General features: G+C 39.9%; 15 protein-coding genes. 3 read left to right on the top strand and 12 right to left on the bottom strand.

Annotated features, from left to right (window positions below; genetic code table 11):
• Nucleotides 1–81: 81 nt before the first annotated feature.
• Entirely contained in the window at nucleotides 82–804 is a 723-nt protein-coding gene (locus GSQ19_RS26720) for an MGMT family protein (RefSeq protein ID WP_011316352.1), read from the top strand.
• A gap of 150 nt (nucleotides 805–954) precedes the next feature.
• Here GSQ19_RS26720 and GSQ19_RS26715 read toward each other — a convergent pair whose 3' ends face one another.
• The 7 genes from GSQ19_RS26715 to GSQ19_RS30465 all read right to left on the bottom strand — a co-directional run bounded on the left by GSQ19_RS26715 (nucleotide 955) and on the right by GSQ19_RS30465 (nucleotide 9,239).
• Nucleotides 955–1,413 carry a GNAT family N-acetyltransferase gene (locus tag GSQ19_RS26715; protein WP_011316351.1) on the bottom strand — a complete coding sequence of 153 codons (459 nt, stop codon included), beginning with the start codon at nucleotides 1,411–1,413 and terminating at the stop codon, nucleotides 955–957.
• A 131-nt stretch (nucleotides 1,414–1,544) separates the two neighbouring features.
• Entirely contained in the window at nucleotides 1,545–2,495 is a 951-nt protein-coding gene (locus tag GSQ19_RS26710; protein WP_011316350.1) for an RpoD/SigA family RNA polymerase sigma factor, read from the bottom strand.
• 114 nt (nucleotides 2,496–2,609) lie between these two features.
• Complete coding sequence (locus GSQ19_RS26705) at nucleotides 2,610–3,227, bottom strand: hypothetical protein (protein WP_011316349.1); 618 nt, start codon at nucleotides 3,225–3,227, stop codon at nucleotides 2,610–2,612.
• Between the two features lie 129 nt (nucleotides 3,228–3,356).
• Entirely contained in the window at nucleotides 3,357–4,745 is a 1,389-nt protein-coding gene (locus GSQ19_RS26700; RefSeq protein WP_011316348.1) for a hypothetical protein, read from the bottom strand.
• A 136-nt stretch (nucleotides 4,746–4,881) separates the two neighbouring features.
• The gene (locus GSQ19_RS26695) at nucleotides 4,882–5,262 is read right to left on the bottom strand and encodes a hypothetical protein (RefSeq protein ID WP_011316347.1); all 381 of its coding nucleotides are present in this window, start codon (nucleotides 5,260–5,262) and stop codon (nucleotides 4,882–4,884) included.
• A 103-nt stretch (nucleotides 5,263–5,365) separates the two neighbouring features.
• A complete protein-coding gene (locus GSQ19_RS30470) occupies nucleotides 5,366–7,504 on the bottom strand; it encodes a hypothetical protein (protein ID WP_011316346.1) in 2,139 nt (712 codons plus the stop codon).
• Nucleotides 7,497–9,239, bottom strand: coding sequence for a hypothetical protein (locus GSQ19_RS30465; protein WP_011316345.1), 1,743 nt, complete (start codon nucleotides 9,237–9,239; stop codon nucleotides 7,497–7,499). The genes GSQ19_RS30470 and GSQ19_RS30465 overlap by 8 nt, the downstream gene beginning before the upstream one ends.
• A 35-nt stretch (nucleotides 9,240–9,274) precedes the next feature.
• On the opposite strand from GSQ19_RS30465, the gene GSQ19_RS26685 reads away from it, so the two are divergent.
• Nucleotides 9,275–9,823 (top strand): hypothetical protein, encoded by a 549-nt coding sequence (locus GSQ19_RS26685; protein ID WP_011316344.1) that lies wholly within the window; start codon nucleotides 9,275–9,277, stop codon nucleotides 9,821–9,823.
• A gap of 76 nt (nucleotides 9,824–9,899) precedes the next feature.
• Here the strand turns inward: GSQ19_RS26685 and GSQ19_RS26680 are convergent, their stop codons facing one another.
• The 5 genes from GSQ19_RS26680 to GSQ19_RS26660 all read right to left on the bottom strand — a co-directional run bounded on the left by GSQ19_RS26680 (nucleotide 9,900) and on the right by GSQ19_RS26660 (nucleotide 14,561).
• The gene (locus tag GSQ19_RS26680; RefSeq protein ID WP_011316343.1) at nucleotides 9,900–10,280 is read right to left on the bottom strand and encodes a hypothetical protein; all 381 of its coding nucleotides are present in this window, start codon (nucleotides 10,278–10,280) and stop codon (nucleotides 9,900–9,902) included.
• Between the two features lie 184 nt (nucleotides 10,281–10,464).
• On the bottom strand, nucleotides 10,465–10,875 hold the full coding sequence (locus GSQ19_RS26675) for a hypothetical protein (RefSeq protein ID WP_011316342.1): 411 nt from the start codon (nucleotides 10,873–10,875) through the stop codon (nucleotides 10,465–10,467).
• Nucleotide 10,876: 1 nt separating this feature from the next.
• The gene (locus tag GSQ19_RS26670; RefSeq protein WP_011316341.1) at nucleotides 10,877–12,079 is read right to left on the bottom strand and encodes an AIPR family protein; all 1,203 of its coding nucleotides are present in this window, start codon (nucleotides 12,077–12,079) and stop codon (nucleotides 10,877–10,879) included.
• A 696-nt stretch (nucleotides 12,080–12,775) separates the two neighbouring features.
• On the bottom strand, nucleotides 12,776–13,975 hold the full coding sequence (locus tag GSQ19_RS26665; protein WP_011316339.1) for a ParM/StbA family protein: 1,200 nt from the start codon (nucleotides 13,973–13,975) through the stop codon (nucleotides 12,776–12,778).
• Between the two features lie 22 nt (nucleotides 13,976–13,997).
• A complete protein-coding gene (locus GSQ19_RS26660; RefSeq protein WP_011316338.1) occupies nucleotides 13,998–14,561 on the bottom strand; it encodes a hypothetical protein in 564 nt (187 codons plus the stop codon).
• A gap of 496 nt (nucleotides 14,562–15,057) precedes the next feature.
• Between GSQ19_RS26660 and mobV the strand changes: the two genes are divergently transcribed.
• Complete coding sequence (mobV, locus tag GSQ19_RS26655; protein ID WP_011316336.1) at nucleotides 15,058–16,245, top strand: MobV family relaxase; 1,188 nt, start codon at nucleotides 15,058–15,060, stop codon at nucleotides 16,243–16,245.
• Nucleotides 16,246–16,284: the final 39 nt, after the last annotated feature.

Genomic DNA, 16,284 nt, shown 5'->3' with positions numbered 1-16,284 from the left:
TTTTAGGTTAATTATCAGCGTATGTCTAGTAATAACAGTTATATTTTACATCTTTTCATCAAACAGAGGCAGGGTTTAGCCATGAAGGAAGTTGAAGAAATCAACTTGAAAATCGGTCATGGTATTGAAGAAGATGTCAATGCTAATCCCATTAGTCCCAGACAAGTCTTAATTGTTAAGTATGAAGATATTGTAGACTTCGGAATTCCACCAGGAAAATTCCGAGAAAATATTGTTGTTTCAGAGATAAAATCTAATGATTTCATTCCTGGTTCTGTAATAAGTTTTGATAGTGGGGCCGCTATTCGCTTAACTTTTTATTGTGAACCGTGTAAACGTATAGCGCATTTAGTTGATACTTTAAAAAGTCTCCACGCTAAAAGAGGAATTTTAGGTGTAGTTATTAATTCAGGCTTTATTCGTGTGGGAAATGATTTTCAAATTCAAACTGGTAAATTTCCAGCCTTATCTGAAAATCCTTATGAACGCTTTCTTGAATTTATCGTAAAAATACCCGCAGGTAAAGTAGTTACATACAAACATATACTTGAAGCAATTGGAGTAGATAAAAGCTATATTAGAGCTATCCCTACATATCTTAAAAAGGCATCAGACGATAATTATCCAATACATAGAATATTAGATTCTCAAGGCTATTTGACAAAATATTCTCCTAATCAAAAGAATAAGTTAGAATCAGAAGGTATTATTATAAATAATTTATATTCATCTAATAGTTTCATTAAATACTTTGTAGATTATAGTAAATATTTATATCAAGATGAGAAATATTATCTAATTTAAAAGGCGTTGTTGCGTAAATAGACAAAATGGTAAATTTTACCTATCGCCTATGTTCGCTCGCCGCAAGCGCCCAGAGATGAAGACGAAAGCACAGTATAAAGTTAAGAATTGGAAAGCCTATGATGCTTCCCTAAAGTGCTGAATCCTTATTCAAACTTCTCCATTCAGGAGCTTCGTCATTAGAAAACGCTCGTGTTTTTGATAGCCAACTCGATGATAAAGGCGTTGGGCTTTTGGGTTTTCAAAATCTACCTCTAGATGAAGGGCTTGAACTCCTAAACTATGGCAAATTTTCTCTGCAAACATCAAAGTCTGCGTACCAATACCTTGTCCTCGATGCTTTGGACGAAGATAAAATTCATCTATAAAAGCATCTCGACCTCGGTATTCAAGGCTGTAACCTAGCGTCAAAACAATATAGCCAATGACCTCATTGTCTTGCTTAATCAACCATATTTGTCCAAAAAAGTCATTGCTCAAAAACTGTACAAGTACATGGCGATCGCTAGTTTTGTCAAATGGTAACTTTTCAGTTTCATGAAACTCTTCAACTAGTTCCAAAACAAGATTTAGATCGCAAAATGCGGCTTTTTGATAGTTAATATTCATAATATACCTTTAGATTTCTAGAATCAAAATATCAAGCTACACCATTCAATCTTGCTATTTTTTGTCTTTAAAATAAAGCGATGTACAACAGTATTTCTTTCACTAACTGACACACAGAGAAAATATCGGTTTCAAGAAGTGAGATACTGCCCAATCGATGGCTGTTGACGACGCAGAGCAGTCATTGCTTTTTGCTGGATTTGGCGCACTCGCTCTCGGCTAAGATTTAGCTTTTCGCTAATTTGGGCTAAACTTTGCTCTTGATTATCCAACAAACCAAAGCGTAAAATTAATACTTCGCGTTGCATCGGTTTGAGTGATGCTAACAAATCACTTAGGTCTTGGCGCAACATTTCGTGAGTAGTATTTTCATTTGGCGAAACACCCTCCGAGGCTAAAAGTTCGCTCAATTCTGTTTCCTGGTTATCCCCTACCTTTAAATCTAGAGAAATCGTCCCACTGGCAACCTTGAGGTATTCTCGAATTTGGCTGGGTTCTAACTCTAATTTTTGGGCAATTTCTGCCACACTAGGACGGCGACCTAGCGTTTGAAAAAATTCTCGCTGTACCTTCTTAATTTGATTGAGTTTTTCGTTAACGTGAATCGGTAGCCTGACTGTGCGAGATTTTTCGGCGATCGCTCTGGTAATTGCTTGCGTTACCCACCAATATGCGTAGGTTGACAACTTGTAACCACGATTAGGGTCAAACTTTTCTATCCCCCTTTGCAAGCCAATCGCACCTTCTTGAACTAAATCTAAGAACTCTAAGTTACGGCGCTGATATTTTTTGGCGATAGAAACTACCAGCCTCAAATTTGCGGTGATCATCTTTTGCTTGGCTCGTTGACCAAGCTCAAGTATTTGATTGACTTGGGCTTGGGTTGTGTTGAGGAAATTCGCTAATTCTGCCGTTGTTGGTTCTCGATGTAATTGTTGACTAAGCTGCTGCTGTTGCTCTTGGATGGCAATCATTTGCTGTACTTGCCTGCCATAAGTTATTTCCTGATCAGAAGTTAACAAAGGAAACTGACCAATTTCTTGCAAATAGATGCGTATCAAATCAGAACTTAGGCTGGACATACAATTTTAAGTTTTTCTCGGCAACCAGATGAACTTAAAAGTATATAGCAAATAACCGAAAAATTTTCCCTTGCACGATATTTGAAAAGATATCTTGAAGCAGTTTGCACTAACTCAATAGATGTTTCGCCAAGCTTTGACTGTTTGTGTACCAATTTCGCTGTCAATACTTTGACCTCCTTCTAATACCAGTCTGATGTTTAAGTTTTCTTCAGGAGCATTTTTTAAAGCTGTTGCTAATTCTCTAGTAATAGCAAACTGATTGTTTACTCCCTCTAATTGAAAAATCTGCTGTCTCACTTTCAGCAATAATCTATCCACTTTCTTGCTAGTGCTAAATTGTACATAATCAGGTCTAAAATATCTGCGCCCTACAGTGTAAAAAGACGAGGTTGCTTGATACGAATTTATAGTTGTTAATACCCGAATACTTTGGGGTGTCCACAAGCTAATCACTTGCTTTGAACCCTCACGAGCTGAACCTCCTATTGAGTTGCGGTCAAAAAATCCAAACAACTCTCCTTCAAAAAGGTCTGTAATTCTCACTGGTTTCGACCAAGGCACATCCATATCTGGGGATAGCCCTGCTGATTTAACTACTGGCCAGTTATTTGTTACTTGGGCAAGGGTAACTATCTTCTCCTTCGCTAGGGCAGCAGAAAATTGGGGCGTGATGACAGCCAACCCCACGCCTAAAATTACAGATCGAATTAGTTTTTGTAAATTAATCATTGCTGATAAATACTATCTTTTTTAAGCATAATTGAACAAGTTTTTCCTTATCATCCCCCGGAAGATTTTTTAAAAAAAAGTTAATGCTGAATTTCAATACTTATGCTGGCAATCTCAATCTTTGACTGTCTACTTCCCTGTAGAAAGTAACTTAACATCCCAAGTGTAAACACCTTTTTCCCCTGGCACTCTGGAGAATATGCCTGTACGATGACCTCGTGACAATTCATTAAGTACACTGGTTTTTACTTCCTTGATTTCATCCGGGTCTAGTTCTCCATACAGTGCTTCCATCACTTGAGCCACATTAAACACTTTCCCTGGGTTTTGTTGCAGCATAGTAGTCAGCGCATCAATTACAAACTTGCCCTCAAATTCCCCCACCATTGGCACAGTATTCGCTTTGGATTGAAGAGACGGTTTTTTCTTGTTTTCTGGCTGGGAAGAACTACTTTTACGATTCGACTTAAGCAATTTTAAATTTATGGTGTAATAACCCGACTTCCCTGGAACCAAAAACCATCTGCCGCTATTTTTCCCCTGAGTTAGTGTTGATTGGACTCTACCTCTAACTATCTTCCAAATACTTGGCTCTAACTCCGCATACAGCGCACGCGCCACAAAATCCACATGACATATATTGCCTTGATGTTTTTGGAGTAGCTTTTCTACTGCTTCTATGCGGCTGAGTCCAAAGTATTCCTCCAGCATAGGAATCTCTCCCAAAGAACGCTGTTTGTCCTGAGTTTGCTGTGCGTTCTCTTGTTCGCTAGATATTGATTGTGGCTGTTGATGTTCGTTTTCGGTGGCTGTTGATGAACTCTCGGTTTCTATAATGTCTGTGGCTGCCTCGGAGACATCCTCAGTTTCTACAATGTTATTGTTATTGTCTGAGGATAAGTCCTCTTGGACAACTGTAGCTGATTCATCAATAACTAACTCTTCATTATCTTCCTGGCTTACAGATGATATGTCAGTTTCTATCGTGTCTGCGACTGGCTGTTGTATATCATTAGTTTCTTCTTGCTCTCCCTGTGTTTCTAAAGTGTCTTCCCCAGAATCTAAAGATGAGTTTTCTTGAGTCGGGTTAGATTTTACTGCGGTGGTTTCAGCTTCACTAATCGCATTGCTATTGTATGAGGATGTGGTTTCCACAGCAATAACATCTAACTGTGGGATCTCTAGCTGGACATTAATCTCTTCCTGTGATAGAGATAAATACTCTGTTTCTACGTTTTGGGTTAAGTTAGTCTCAGTTTCTAAATTGTTCTGGTTGCCATTTAAAGCGTCCTTCCTTTTTTCATTCGCCGTGACCGCAGCAGCCACCTGCTCTGGTTTTAAGCGATTCATCTGTTCGCTTGACTTTGCAGGCCAGTTTGCTAATAACGCTTCTACATGATTGAGGTTATCCTTAGCTTGTGTGTATAACCTTTCATACTCTTCTACGAGGGGTGCGTAATAATCACGTAATGCTAACAGTGTGGAGAGTATGTTTTGCGGCGGAGTTTTTAATTGCATCTAAGTATCATTCTAGTTAGTTATTTTATAACAAACTCCAAAAAAATCGGCTATGTTATTTAAACATCCGAATTGAATAACTGTGTTTCCAAAATATATCTGCCTTCTATCTATCGACCTATCACTTTTAGAATATCTATTGAAGAACTTCTGCTCTTTCAATAATAAACCATTCATGATACACAATCGCTATGAAAAACTCCTCATTCTTCAAGCGATCGCATACTGCCATAAAACCAGAGAAAAAGGGGTCATCTTCATAGGTAGTATCCGAGAGAAACAAAGTAACAGAATTTTTTCCTTCGCTCCAAATTGCACGCAATACACGTATATTTGGATGATGTGATTTATCTACAGGTAATAATACTGGACACCCTTCAATTTCGATAAATTCTGACTCCTCATATTTCAAAACAGATTCCCAATCTTCTGGGCCTTCGTGCTTTTCAATAATCCTATCCCATCTAACCGACTTAATTCTTTCTAGAGTTTCTAATGATAAATCAGATAATTTCATACAAACTCCAAGTTTTTAGGGTTAATGTGTTCCATATTTTGATTTTATAAAATCTGCGCTTGTTCTAAATCTGTTGCTGCCATAATTAATTTTGTTCTAAAGACTACTGCTGAATTTCTGTCTCTTGAACCTTAGACTTTGCCAAAACTGCCTGAGCCTGATTATTCGCTTGCTCAAAAGCTTGTAATACCTGTGGTGTAACTTGATTAATTTGCACTCTCCCAGATTCCAGCCTGAAAACTACTTCACCATCTTTTTGGGCAATCACTAAATCTTTGCGATCTCCGTTGTAAGCCAAATCGTAAACTTTGCCCCGAACCATAGTAAAACCATCTTGGGCAGGCTGTCCCCAAACCATGCCAATCCTTTGCGCCATTTCGGTGAGCCGACTGATGTTCTCCAAGTCCAAGTTATCTTGCTGCATCGCGGCGTAAGCTTGAACAGATAAGGGCTGACCCGCTTTAAAGGCATTGCCTATTTCCACGATGCGATTTTTGTATTCATCAGGCTTTCCTAAGTTATGAGCATTGTTGTACCAATTGCGTAGGTCTTCAATTGTCACGGGGGGAGTAGGAGAGGTAGGGGGAGCGGAGGAAGCAGGGGAGGCAGGGGAGGAAATGTTAGTATTACCTGTAATTACAACTTCGTTTGTTGATGGTGCAAATATTGGTGTGGATGCGGGTGGATTTGGCGAAGTCTGTTGTTCAACTTGAGGAAACGGCTGTGACGGCTGTAAAGACTCAGGACGGTTCGGCAGCGATCGCACTACATCCTGATACTCTTGAAGTGATTCAATCACTGCGCCAAATTTCTTAGTCATCGCCGTACTAACTTCTTCAGGGATAGTTGAATTAACCAAGTTAAATACCGCCAGTCCCTTTTTCGTTTCTAGGGGAAAATCCTCTGGGGGCATCTGAGTGAGTGCAATATTCTTCTGGGTCAACCACTTGGTTACAGCCTCCACCTTGTGATTATCAACTGCCATCTGTGTGATGCCAAGCATTTTATCTTCCCGGCTGGCAAATAGAATCGTCGGGCGCTCTTTGATTTTTTGCAATATCGGTGCAGTCTTTTCTAAGAGAAGTTGCTGTTCTTGGTTGAGTGCTTGAGTGCCAAAAGCCTGAGATTCCTTTGTCCAACTTTTGGGATACTTAATACTCTCTGGGTCTACTTTCAGTACAGTGGTCGAGAAATTACTTTGGAGGGTTGCTTGCACCTGTGTCAACTTTCCCGGTTGTAAAGCGCCTAGTTCTTTAAGAGCTTCCTTGTCTTTTTTGAAAAACAACACACCCAACGGCTGACCATTGAGAAACACTGCATCTTTGACCTGAGTTTGTGATACTTCTAACGTCAGCTTGCGATAGTTTTCATCATTAAATGTTTGCCCTTTGTAGTCATACTGTCCAATATTATTGATTCTTAGTAGATTTCCGTTTGGCGATTCAGCCAGCACAAATCCCAGATTTTCTTTGTCAGAAATTGTTTTTAACTTGAGGTTGAAGGGTTGACCATCTTTAACAAGATTAAATGGTTGCAGCTGTTTGATTGAATCAGCATCTAATTCCCCTAGAGTTTTACCGTCTAGTTTGATTTTCACCGTTTGACTAGGTACTGATTTTGTGCCAATCTCTAATTTCACCGACTCAGCATTGAAGGTTTGACCTGCATAAGCGAACTTGCCAATTTCTCTGATAGTGAAATTTACCTCCGGCTTTCCTGGAACTGCAATCGTGGCATTGGCTGTGTATGTTTCACCAGGGATAATATTAGCCAGAGCTTGAGTACCAATTGGTAGCTGTCCGGTTCTTGGTTCGAGCGATGCGTATTCCTTGTACTCGCCATTAGTATCCTGTACGAATACTAATCTTGAAGCGTGGCGCTCATGTCCTCTTGGATGGTGAGATGCCCTGATTTCAATCGGGTATTTCTCGTCGGGATGCCAAACTTTATCTTTGAAATTGTTCGCCTCGCTGCCCAATGTCCCTAATGTCATTTCATCAAATTGCAATTGTCTCAGTCGGGAAACAATTTCTTCTCCAAATGCAGCAAACACAAAGTTGGGTATTTTCTTTTGGATTGCAGTTTGAGACTGTTTATTTTCCTCCTCTCCATCATTTTTACGTTCCAGTTCATCCTGTCTTGCCGCACCAACACTCCATGCGGCGGCGGCGGCTCCTAATCTCTGCTCTGATGGTATACTTTCTCGGAACTTCTGGGCGTACTGGTTTGCCTTATCAAACATCAGCTTTGTCTGAATTATTAATGATGCCCACGCTAATACTATCGCTCATGTGTATGGCGATTTCTTCAAATGGCGGTTGTATCCCATCTGGTAAATAAAATGATTGTTTCTTCAGTTTTACTGTAGGAGCATAGGCGTTTTCTCTCTGGTTTCTATATTCTGCTTCTGCCGTAAAGTTGGGGTAATTACTTGCTAGTGTTACTCCGATACAGTCACCGTCAAAATCTCTACCCTGGCGTTCTGATTCGGTTTCTAATGGGGCTATTTCGTCAGCTTCAAGTCTTGCTAATATGCGTTTATGGTCTTCATCGTTGACTACGATAATACCCTCTAGTGGTTCACCATCAGGTGTTAAATAATCATCCACCAGCTTATTGACAGAGACACACAAGCCATTCGAGTTTAGGAATGGTGAACGGAAGTTTAGAACTTTTTCCCCTTCATTTAACCAAGGTACACAAATTTCTCCGTTTTTCAATTCTTTAGACGGAATAATCATCGCTCGGTCAAATGTGATAGCTCTGCCAATTGCAATATCGCACCACTCATTTTGGACAAATCGACTTAGTTCTTTTCTTACTTTTTCTGTTTCTATAAGTTGATTATGTCCACCAATTAAGTCAGCTTTAATAATTCTGTACATTAACAAATCTTCTTTTGGAGATTCGTCAAGCTCATCACTTATTTCAAATTCTTCTGAATCTTCATTTTTAGTTAAAAACTCTAATTTTTTAGCGACTTTTCCATCAGCAACCTGTTCAGTAATTTGCTGCTGTAGCAAGACTTTTTGCTTTTCAGTAAAAGCCTTGCGTTTTTCATACTTTTCACAATACAGTTGAGCTACTTTCCTGGGGTCGGACTGCATCTGGGCTAATTTTTGAGCCTGCATCTCTAATTCTTCAGCGAAGTCCTTAATACCTTGAGGAAACGATGCTAAAAGTTGAGATATGGCAGTTTTACCTTGTTGAGATTGTGACTTTTCTCCTAACCAGATTTTCTGTCTATAGAGTCCTGGTTTAATTTGTGGCTTGCTAGATCCGCCTGGACAATCCTTGTCTGTTCCTTTGAAGCTGGATAGGGGGAGAATTATATCGATTTTGGGTTTATTGCTAGAATCTGCATATCTTAGCTTATCTAATTTAGACGGTCTTAATGTTCCCTTGCCGAATCTATATTTGTTATCTTCTCCATCACGTTCAGTCCATCCAAACCGATGTTGAATAACGCGATAACTTTTGTCCGACTGTTCTTCTCGTTTAGTCAATCTGTCATAAAGTTCGGTTGTGATTTGTCCATAGCAATCACCTACCATCTTGTACGCTAAATCATTTGATAATATTTTTCCGTTTTCTCCAGTAGAATCATCAACAACCAAGATATTTAATTCTTCATGGATTGAATTTTTACAAGCACCTAGAAAAATGGAACCATAAGCACCTCTGTCTTTTCTATCTGGACAAAGTTTTTCAATTTCAGGTAAACATTCTGGAGAACCATACAATAGCCTTGTTTTGGAAGACAGTAACAGAATATTCCCATCTGGATGATTTCTTAAATCTTCTGCTTTACAATACTCATCTATATGTCCAAAAGAAAATTCTTTACCTGGAAAGTAAAATTCTAGTAGAGTGTTATCTAATTTTTCAGTTAAAATTGAACCAGGATTGTTTTTATCTCCGTCAGTATGAATCCACTGATTTAGCCTAGTATCAAAATGCCTAATTTCGAGAGTCATAACTTTATTTAAAACTAAGTTTTTAGGAGTTAAATATGTCGATAATTATCAATATGTCCAGAACCAAACGCTGGATCAACATGAATGGCAAAGAGTTCAATTCAGATGGAACCTTAAAACCTGAAGCTAGATTACAAATGTTATCTGAGGGCATGAGTGAAGGAGCAATTGATGACTATGCTCAAAGATTGAAAGAAGAATTTCAGGAATGGAAAAACTTAGACGAAACTGACCCAGAGGAATGGATTGAATACACCGCCTACGATTTCTTCACTGAAGAGGAAAAACGGCAGTTTAACCCTGATGGCTCTCTCAAACCCCAATACAGAGAATCTGAACTGGCTCGTGGAACTAGCGAAGATTGGCTCAAGGAAATGGAACGCCGGAAGAAGTTGGAGGTTGACAGTTATAATCAACTATCTGCTAAATATGCTGACAAAGGTATCAATTTCGGTGCGTGGCAAATGCGATCGCGCGTTAATGCCAGTCGCACATATCTAGAACGCCGCGAACAGATGGAAATCGACTTGCGTAACTGTGAAGAACCAAGTAGTTTGCCTTTTGACCCTAATACGCCTTGGTAGATACAACAAAATATTTTAGACAAGCTGAAAGTGTTTTTTTCCAAATACTTTCAGCTTTTGTATGTCCCATGTATTGCTAAGGAGCCTGCCGTTGGATTGCAGGCGGGGTTGCTTGCGGGATTTGTGAACGCACAACGGACTTATTGGAAGCGGCGACAACAAACGCAAACATCCCCAAGATTGCAAAAGATAAAATAAACACTTGTTGTACAGATGCAAATACTGATTTTTCTTTTTCCTTTTGGACAGCAATGCGATTGAGTTTGTCCTGAAGCGCTGAAAAATACAAGTAGTCTAATACTTTCTCACACAAGGTTGGGTCTTCGCCAAGTTGTACTTTTTGGCACAGGAGAGTCTCTAACTTCTCTCGCCGGCGATCGCTTGTACGTAAATCGCGCTCATCCCACAGTTTTGCTTGGGTTGTATTTAAAGGTCTATCAATATTTAATAAAGTCATAACTATCGCCTCATTTAATTGTTGAGTTACTTGAGGAAACAGGTGTAGTAGAGAAATCAACTACACCAATTTCTGGAAAATCTACTTAACTCAAGAAGTTTAAATATTTTTTTTAAAAAGAACTAGCTACTTTCGTACTGAAAAAAAGAGTACGAAAGTAACTAGTAAAATCGGAAAACATATGCTATATTTCCCACTCCAGATCAGGCTCTTGAGATGGAGATAAAGCCTGAGCCTTAGACGATGGTTGGGGTGTATCTGGCTCCAGTGGATTAGTCCCATCTTGAAATATTTCCTGTACCAAAGTGCGCCCATCGCCGTCAATGTCGCTGCTCAAAAAATATTCCAAAACCTGCGGTGGCGCTCCATCAATTGCCGCTTGTGCTAGTAGAGATTTGACAAATTGGGGTGATGCCTCACTAGCAGCCAACACTTTCAACGTCTGTTCGGCATCAGAGACGGTCATTTTGGAGATATCTTTTACCCCCGCTTCCTCCCACACATCGCCGAAATATTGCTGATACTGCGCGTTGAACTGTTGTTCTTGCGCGAACCGGGTTAATTCTTGTACCTGTAATTGTGTATTTTCAGCCATATTAATTCGCTAATTTCAGTTCTTCACGCTTGTTCTTGCTTGAACTAACCATTTTGAGTAACTGTTGATTCAAGTAGCTTTGGGCTGAAACATAGAGACTATCCCAAATCACCGGATTGCGGCAGATTTTGCTACCTACTGTATTACCGGAGAATTTTTCGGATACCAAATACTTGCGGTAGTAGTTATTCCATAGATGTTGAAGGAAGTCCTCAGCAAAATCATCAAAGGGAATCAACCAGTTGTAGTTCTCATCTAAAAACACCCGATAAGCAGCAACAATGGGCATGGCAATATCCGCCGGCGCACTAAATCCAAATGAGTAGCGGCTGTCGGGTAAAAGGGTATTCTTTCTTGCATCAATTGATGCTAGGTCTACCCCCTTTTTCTTGGGATTGGTGATGTAGGCTTCTATAGTTTTAAAAAATCTCTGCTCAATCCATAATGCTTTAGGCAGTAGTGGCAACAATCTTGATAGCCTTTCTCTTTCCGCATCAGTTAAAGAGGGGTTATTGCTGACAGGTGGATGTTTCCCTTTACTCTTATTTGTATTAGGGTTGTATTTGTTTCTGTCCAAACAGTTCATCAACTTAATTAAATGATTGACATTGCACTGTGGACTTTTGGGCGCACCGCTTTGGTTCTGATAGTAGGCTATGCGGAATTTTGTGTCTTCCTCGCGCTCAAGTTGGGCTAAAAACTGTTTGATGAATTGGTAGTCGCCCCTAGCATTCACTTTGGAACGCGCATCTACTGGGGCCGATGTGTTTGATGCCAAAGCAATGTCTTTCGCCTCGTCCTCACTCAATCCAATGTGGATTGTGACTTTCACCCTAGCTAGAGTTAGGTCATATTTAAACTTTCTTGCTTGCTCAAAAGCTGAAACACTATGTCCACCATTAATCACCCCATCGTTCCCGCCTTCGTTTGCTTGCAGTATTTCTAGCTCTAGCTCAGTCCTGTTTTTCGGCTTTACTTTATTGACACATAGTACAATTCCGTTATTTCTTTGAAAGAATTTTTCAGGTTCGGTGGTGAGTGAATCAAATATTTGTTTGTAGGTTGAGCTTTTGAGGTTTGGTTCGCGGATATTTGGCTCTAGTGGTAGGTCGGTTGGAAAACTATCTACATGGGCTGTAGCAATGATGCAATTGGAATTTGCATTGATATATTGGTCAACTTTCAACGTCCAATTTTTTGGCATATTTTCCTTAATTGACAACAGAAACTCTTGGTTTACTAATGATAAAATAGCAATAATTATGATGATAATAAAACATTATCTCTAATTAGCTACTTATTAAGTATTCTATATTCTATTACCAGAATATATTAGATATTTTCTAGCAAACTTGCTAAATATTGTGAAGTAATTTCATTATTGATAAATACATTAATCAGCTAAAACGTTGAGTAATATTTGTATTGAGAAAAGTCAATTTTGTAATCATTTTGCAGTACACTAGTTCTACTAAACGGTGAAAATCGTCTACTGGCAAAAGTCAAAACACACCAATTACTTCTGGAATATTCCAGAAGTTTTTTGTTGCTAACCTCTAAAAAATAGAATCACGAATAATATCCATATCATCACCACAATTAAATAAATTAAACTCCAATTATTTTGAGTTACATCGGTATAAAATACTCTCTCATACCCATCAAGAATACTTTGAATCAACAGATTAGCTTTTAATAAATCATTATTCAGTGATGATGTTCTTTTTATCTTACCTAAACCCAGAAATTCGCACTTGCTAAAAACATTTTTGTTGTAGCAGTTGCATTTAGCTATCAAGGCAGCAGGTAATTCTACTTGGCTTGGCTGAAACTATTACAGGCAGAGGATTTGGCGATGCTCAACAGAATCTCTGTCGAGCATCAAGGTGATCAAGAGCGTCTACACCCTATGAGTGGAGGTGAGATGATTAACTGGTGGAGAATAAGAATCTGGGACTAATTTCTGCTTGCGTTCATAGCCAAAACTCTCATCAAGCATTCTCACATAGTTAATATGGGTAGCCCAAACATCAGCCAGTCGCTCACCCAAGCCAACAGTATCTAATGGTTTAGGAATGATTACTCCCCCATTCCAAACAATAGGAATGCTTTCTTTTTGAAAATACTGTGTCAGTTCTTGACGCACAAACTCACCAGTACCACCACAAATAAGAACTTCATCTAATGGTACATGGTTTTTCACCCACCGCAACAATGCCCGACAGTAGTCATCCCGAATCACTCCTAAAACTGATTTAAACAAGTTTAAGTCTGAACTAATCTCTGTTGCTGTATTTTTGCGCGACAAATTTTGTAGTGCAGTTAAATTACCTTTACTTGCTTCCACTAAAGCCGCCGCTATACGTGGATCATCTTTCGATAGTCCTACACTGGTACGTTCGACAAACTTTTCTAACACCCAATTCATCCCCAAGTCTGTCGATTCCTTTTTGACTGCTTTTCCTTTTTCTGACAAGGTAAAACTGGCATTACGATGACCTAACATCAATACGCCTATATTTTTTTGTAAAAACGCTGTAGATAAAGACCGACTACGATAAGCAATAATTCCCGTCCCTTCTGCAAAAAGCTGAAAGCTACTGACCTTCAGTCTCATCTTTCCTGTCGGGGTCATCACTCCCTGCTTTAATGTTTGAACAAATTTTTTAATCAAATCCTGTAAATTCTTGTCTTCCCCCGGCGGTAATAAAATCTGAACAAGAATTTCTTCAAAGTTGACTTTTAATTGACACTTAGCTAACCACAACAGACTGTATATCTTTGGTAGAGCATAGTTTGATTTTAAATCTTTTAATGCTGCTGTACCTGCAAACTCTGTTCTGGCAATACTTCCTAAAGCATAATATTCCTCTGCTGTCCCTACCCAACTACTATCTTGTGGTAAAACATCTGCATTCAAATGTCTCACTGAAGCTACCCCCACATCTGCCACTTCTGGACTCATCCGCAAAACTATTGGAACCCCCTCCGGGTAAATCTGCGCCACTGCCTTAGTTGAACTGCCTCCCAAGTCCGTTGTTAGTAGTAACTTGGTATATGTTTTTGCTTGTTTAGCTGTTTCTTGGTCTGTCTTTGTCATAGATTTTTACTAGCTTGATTAATTAGTTTGATTGATTAAATCCCATTAAATCGTTAGCAATTTTCAGGTCATGGCTTAATGGCAATTGGAGTAATCCCAAATCCTCTTCTTCAAATTCTGCAAAGTCCTCATCTTGCAAGCCCTTTTGCTCGTCTTCATTTTGCAGTAATGGCTTATTTTCCTGAACCACAACTGGCACTTGTGTTGAGTTTGAGTTAGGCACAACTTCATCTACAAAAGAGGGTTCTGTTTGTGTTACTACTTTTGCCGCTACACTAACACTCTTCTCCACTGTTGGAACTTGCTTCTCCCTCAACTTGGGTATGCCACTAATGGTTCTAATGGTTATGAGTTTTCCTTCTAGTGACCCCATAACCAACCAACTTGCCTTAATTAACTCTTGTTCACTTATCGTCCCTACTAGTGCTTCCACTAACCAATAGTTAGTTACCGCTTCCATTACTAATTCATTAACTGGTTTCTTTGATGGATGGTTCATCAAATACTCAATCACTATCCCATCCCAAGAATCAGCTTGCCGCCTCACTCTCGGTAGTTCAATATTTTTTTTGCTTGATATATTCATGTTGTCCTAAGTACTTTAAAGTGCCGAAGTTTACGGTTTTACCACGCAAACAACTTTAGGGGTGTTTCAGGGGTTAACCGGGGGTGTTTCAGGGGTTAACCGGGGGTTCTTCAGGGGTGTTTCGGGGGTGTTTCGGGAGCAAAATTGGAAACGCTTTCCCAAAACTTCCAAAATTACTTCGGGGGTGTTTCGGGGGTGTTTCGGGGGTGTTTCGGGGGTGTTTCGGGGGTGTTTGAGGTATTTCGCTCTCACAAGGTTTTTGCGACCGGAGCAAAACTATGAAAGCCTTGCTGGGCAAAGGTTTGGCTTCGTTAAGTATGAGATTTTCCAGAAAAATTTCTTTTAAGCCGCTAAAATAGTCGTACTTACTACGGCTATCTTCACTTTTTCGCATTTGAGCGATTTAGCTATTTTGGCGACTAGTCGCAATTACCCAAATTTTGGGGAAATCAGCGTCATAAAAAAATCATACCAAGTTTATTCAAGAAGTAAAGCCATGAGCTATGCGATCGCCCGATTAAAAAAATTAAAGCGGGGGAATATATCAGGGAGTGCATCTCACACTGCAAGAGAACGTGAAACTCCTAATGCAGATCCCACCCAAAAAAATATTAGGTTCATTGGTAGCCTCGAAGAGGATGAACGACTAGAGGATTTAGTTTTAGCCAAGATAGAGGAGCATGAGCAGAAGCGAAAGATTCGCACTGATGCGGTCTACTGCGTAGAGTTACTGTTGAGTGCATCGCCTAGTTATTTCCGCCCAGACTGCCCAACTAATGCTGGGTACTATGAAGGGCAAAAGTTGGATGACTGGGTAGAAGCGACTCACCAATGGTTGGCGGATGAATATGGCGATCGCATTGTTAGAGCCGAGTTACACCTGGATGAAGCCACACCCCACATTCACGCTTACTTTGTGCCGATTGATGATGCCGGGCAATTGCGCTGTAATCATTTCTTCGATGGCAGGCAAAAAATTCATGAGTTTCAAGATTCTTACTACAACACGATGCGCCTAATTGGGTTGGAGCGTGGGATTAGGGGAAGTAAAGCCCAGCACCAGGACATCAAGGATTTTTACCGCATAGTGGAGGAGGGGCGAGACTTAGAAGTTGATGAACTGAGTGCAGCGCAATTAAAGGCTAAAGCGGCTGACCGAGACAGAGCGACTGCGCGTAAACAGGAAATGGAAGCTACGGCAAAGGCGTTAGCTTTTGAGAATGAACAATTAAGGCAACGAATTGAGCAATCAGAGCAAGAAAATCAACAATTACAAAAACTAACCGAATGGTCAACTGATTTAGCTTTGGATGATGTTGCTTGGGAGTTGGGGCTAAACCGTGAGCATGAGCAATGGCGGGGTCATGGACATATCATTACTATCGATGGCTCTGGATTTACTGACATTAGCAATGGTTCAGTATTGTCGGGTCATGGAGCGCTCAATTTGGTGAAACACGTTAATAAATGTGACCAAGTTCAAGCTATCACATGGTTGAGGGAGCGATTTGGTGAGGTTGGGGCGCAACGTGCAGCGATCGCCTCTACTAGAAGAATGACAAGTGAGATTATCCAGACCCAGCCAGTCCCTCAATTCACATTACCTATTGAGGATAAAACTAGCTGGCAGCAAGTAGAACATTACCTCAAACATAAACGGGGCATCCCCTCTGATACTGAATAGGGAAAGGTAGTATCATTTGAAGCAGAGGGAAAAAGGCTA

Origin of the sequence: Trichormus variabilis 0441, assembly GCF_009856605.1 — a bacterium.
Classification (GTDB): domain Bacteria; phylum Cyanobacteriota; class Cyanobacteriia; order Cyanobacteriales; family Nostocaceae; genus Trichormus; species Trichormus variabilis.
The sequence above is the reverse complement of the archived record's forward strand: the minus strand, read 5'-3'. Positions and strand labels throughout refer to the sequence as shown.

Coding starts and splice junctions, on each gene's coding strand:
- GSQ19_RS26685 (WP_011316344.1), top strand. CDS start 9,275: ATGTCGATAATTATCAATATGTCCAGAACCAAACGCTGGATCAACATG.
- GSQ19_RS26705 (WP_011316349.1), bottom strand. CDS start 3,227: ATGATTAATTTACAAAAACTAATTCGATCTGTAATTTTAGGCGTGGGG.
- GSQ19_RS26665 (WP_011316339.1), bottom strand. CDS start 13,975: ATGACAAAGACAGACCAAGAAACAGCTAAACAAGCAAAAACATATACC.
- GSQ19_RS26715 (WP_011316351.1), bottom strand. CDS start 1,413: ATGAATATTAACTATCAAAAAGCCGCATTTTGCGATCTAAATCTTGTT.
- GSQ19_RS26660 (WP_011316338.1), bottom strand. CDS start 14,561: ATGAATATATCAAGCAAAAAAAATATTGAACTACCGAGAGTGAGGCGG.
- GSQ19_RS30465 (WP_011316345.1), bottom strand. CDS start 9,239: ATGACTCTCGAAATTAGGCATTTTGATACTAGGCTAAATCAGTGGATT.
- GSQ19_RS26670 (WP_011316341.1), bottom strand. CDS start 12,079: ATGCCAAAAAATTGGACGTTGAAAGTTGACCAATATATCAATGCAAAT.
- GSQ19_RS26675 (WP_011316342.1), bottom strand. CDS start 10,875: ATGGCTGAAAATACACAATTACAGGTACAAGAATTAACCCGGTTCGCG.
- GSQ19_RS26680 (WP_011316343.1), bottom strand. CDS start 10,280: ATGACTTTATTAAATATTGATAGACCTTTAAATACAACCCAAGCAAAA.
- GSQ19_RS30470 (WP_011316346.1), bottom strand. CDS start 7,504: ATGTTTGATAAGGCAAACCAGTACGCCCAGAAGTTCCGAGAAAGTATA.
- GSQ19_RS26695 (WP_011316347.1), bottom strand. CDS start 5,262: ATGAAATTATCTGATTTATCATTAGAAACTCTAGAAAGAATTAAGTCG.
- GSQ19_RS26720 (WP_011316352.1), top strand. CDS start 82: ATGAAGGAAGTTGAAGAAATCAACTTGAAAATCGGTCATGGTATTGAA.
- mobV (WP_011316336.1), top strand. CDS start 15,058: ATGAGCTATGCGATCGCCCGATTAAAAAAATTAAAGCGGGGGAATATA.
- GSQ19_RS26700 (WP_011316348.1), bottom strand. CDS start 4,745: ATGCAATTAAAAACTCCGCCGCAAAACATACTCTCCACACTGTTAGCA.
- GSQ19_RS26710 (WP_011316350.1), bottom strand. CDS start 2,495: ATGTCCAGCCTAAGTTCTGATTTGATACGCATCTATTTGCAAGAAATT.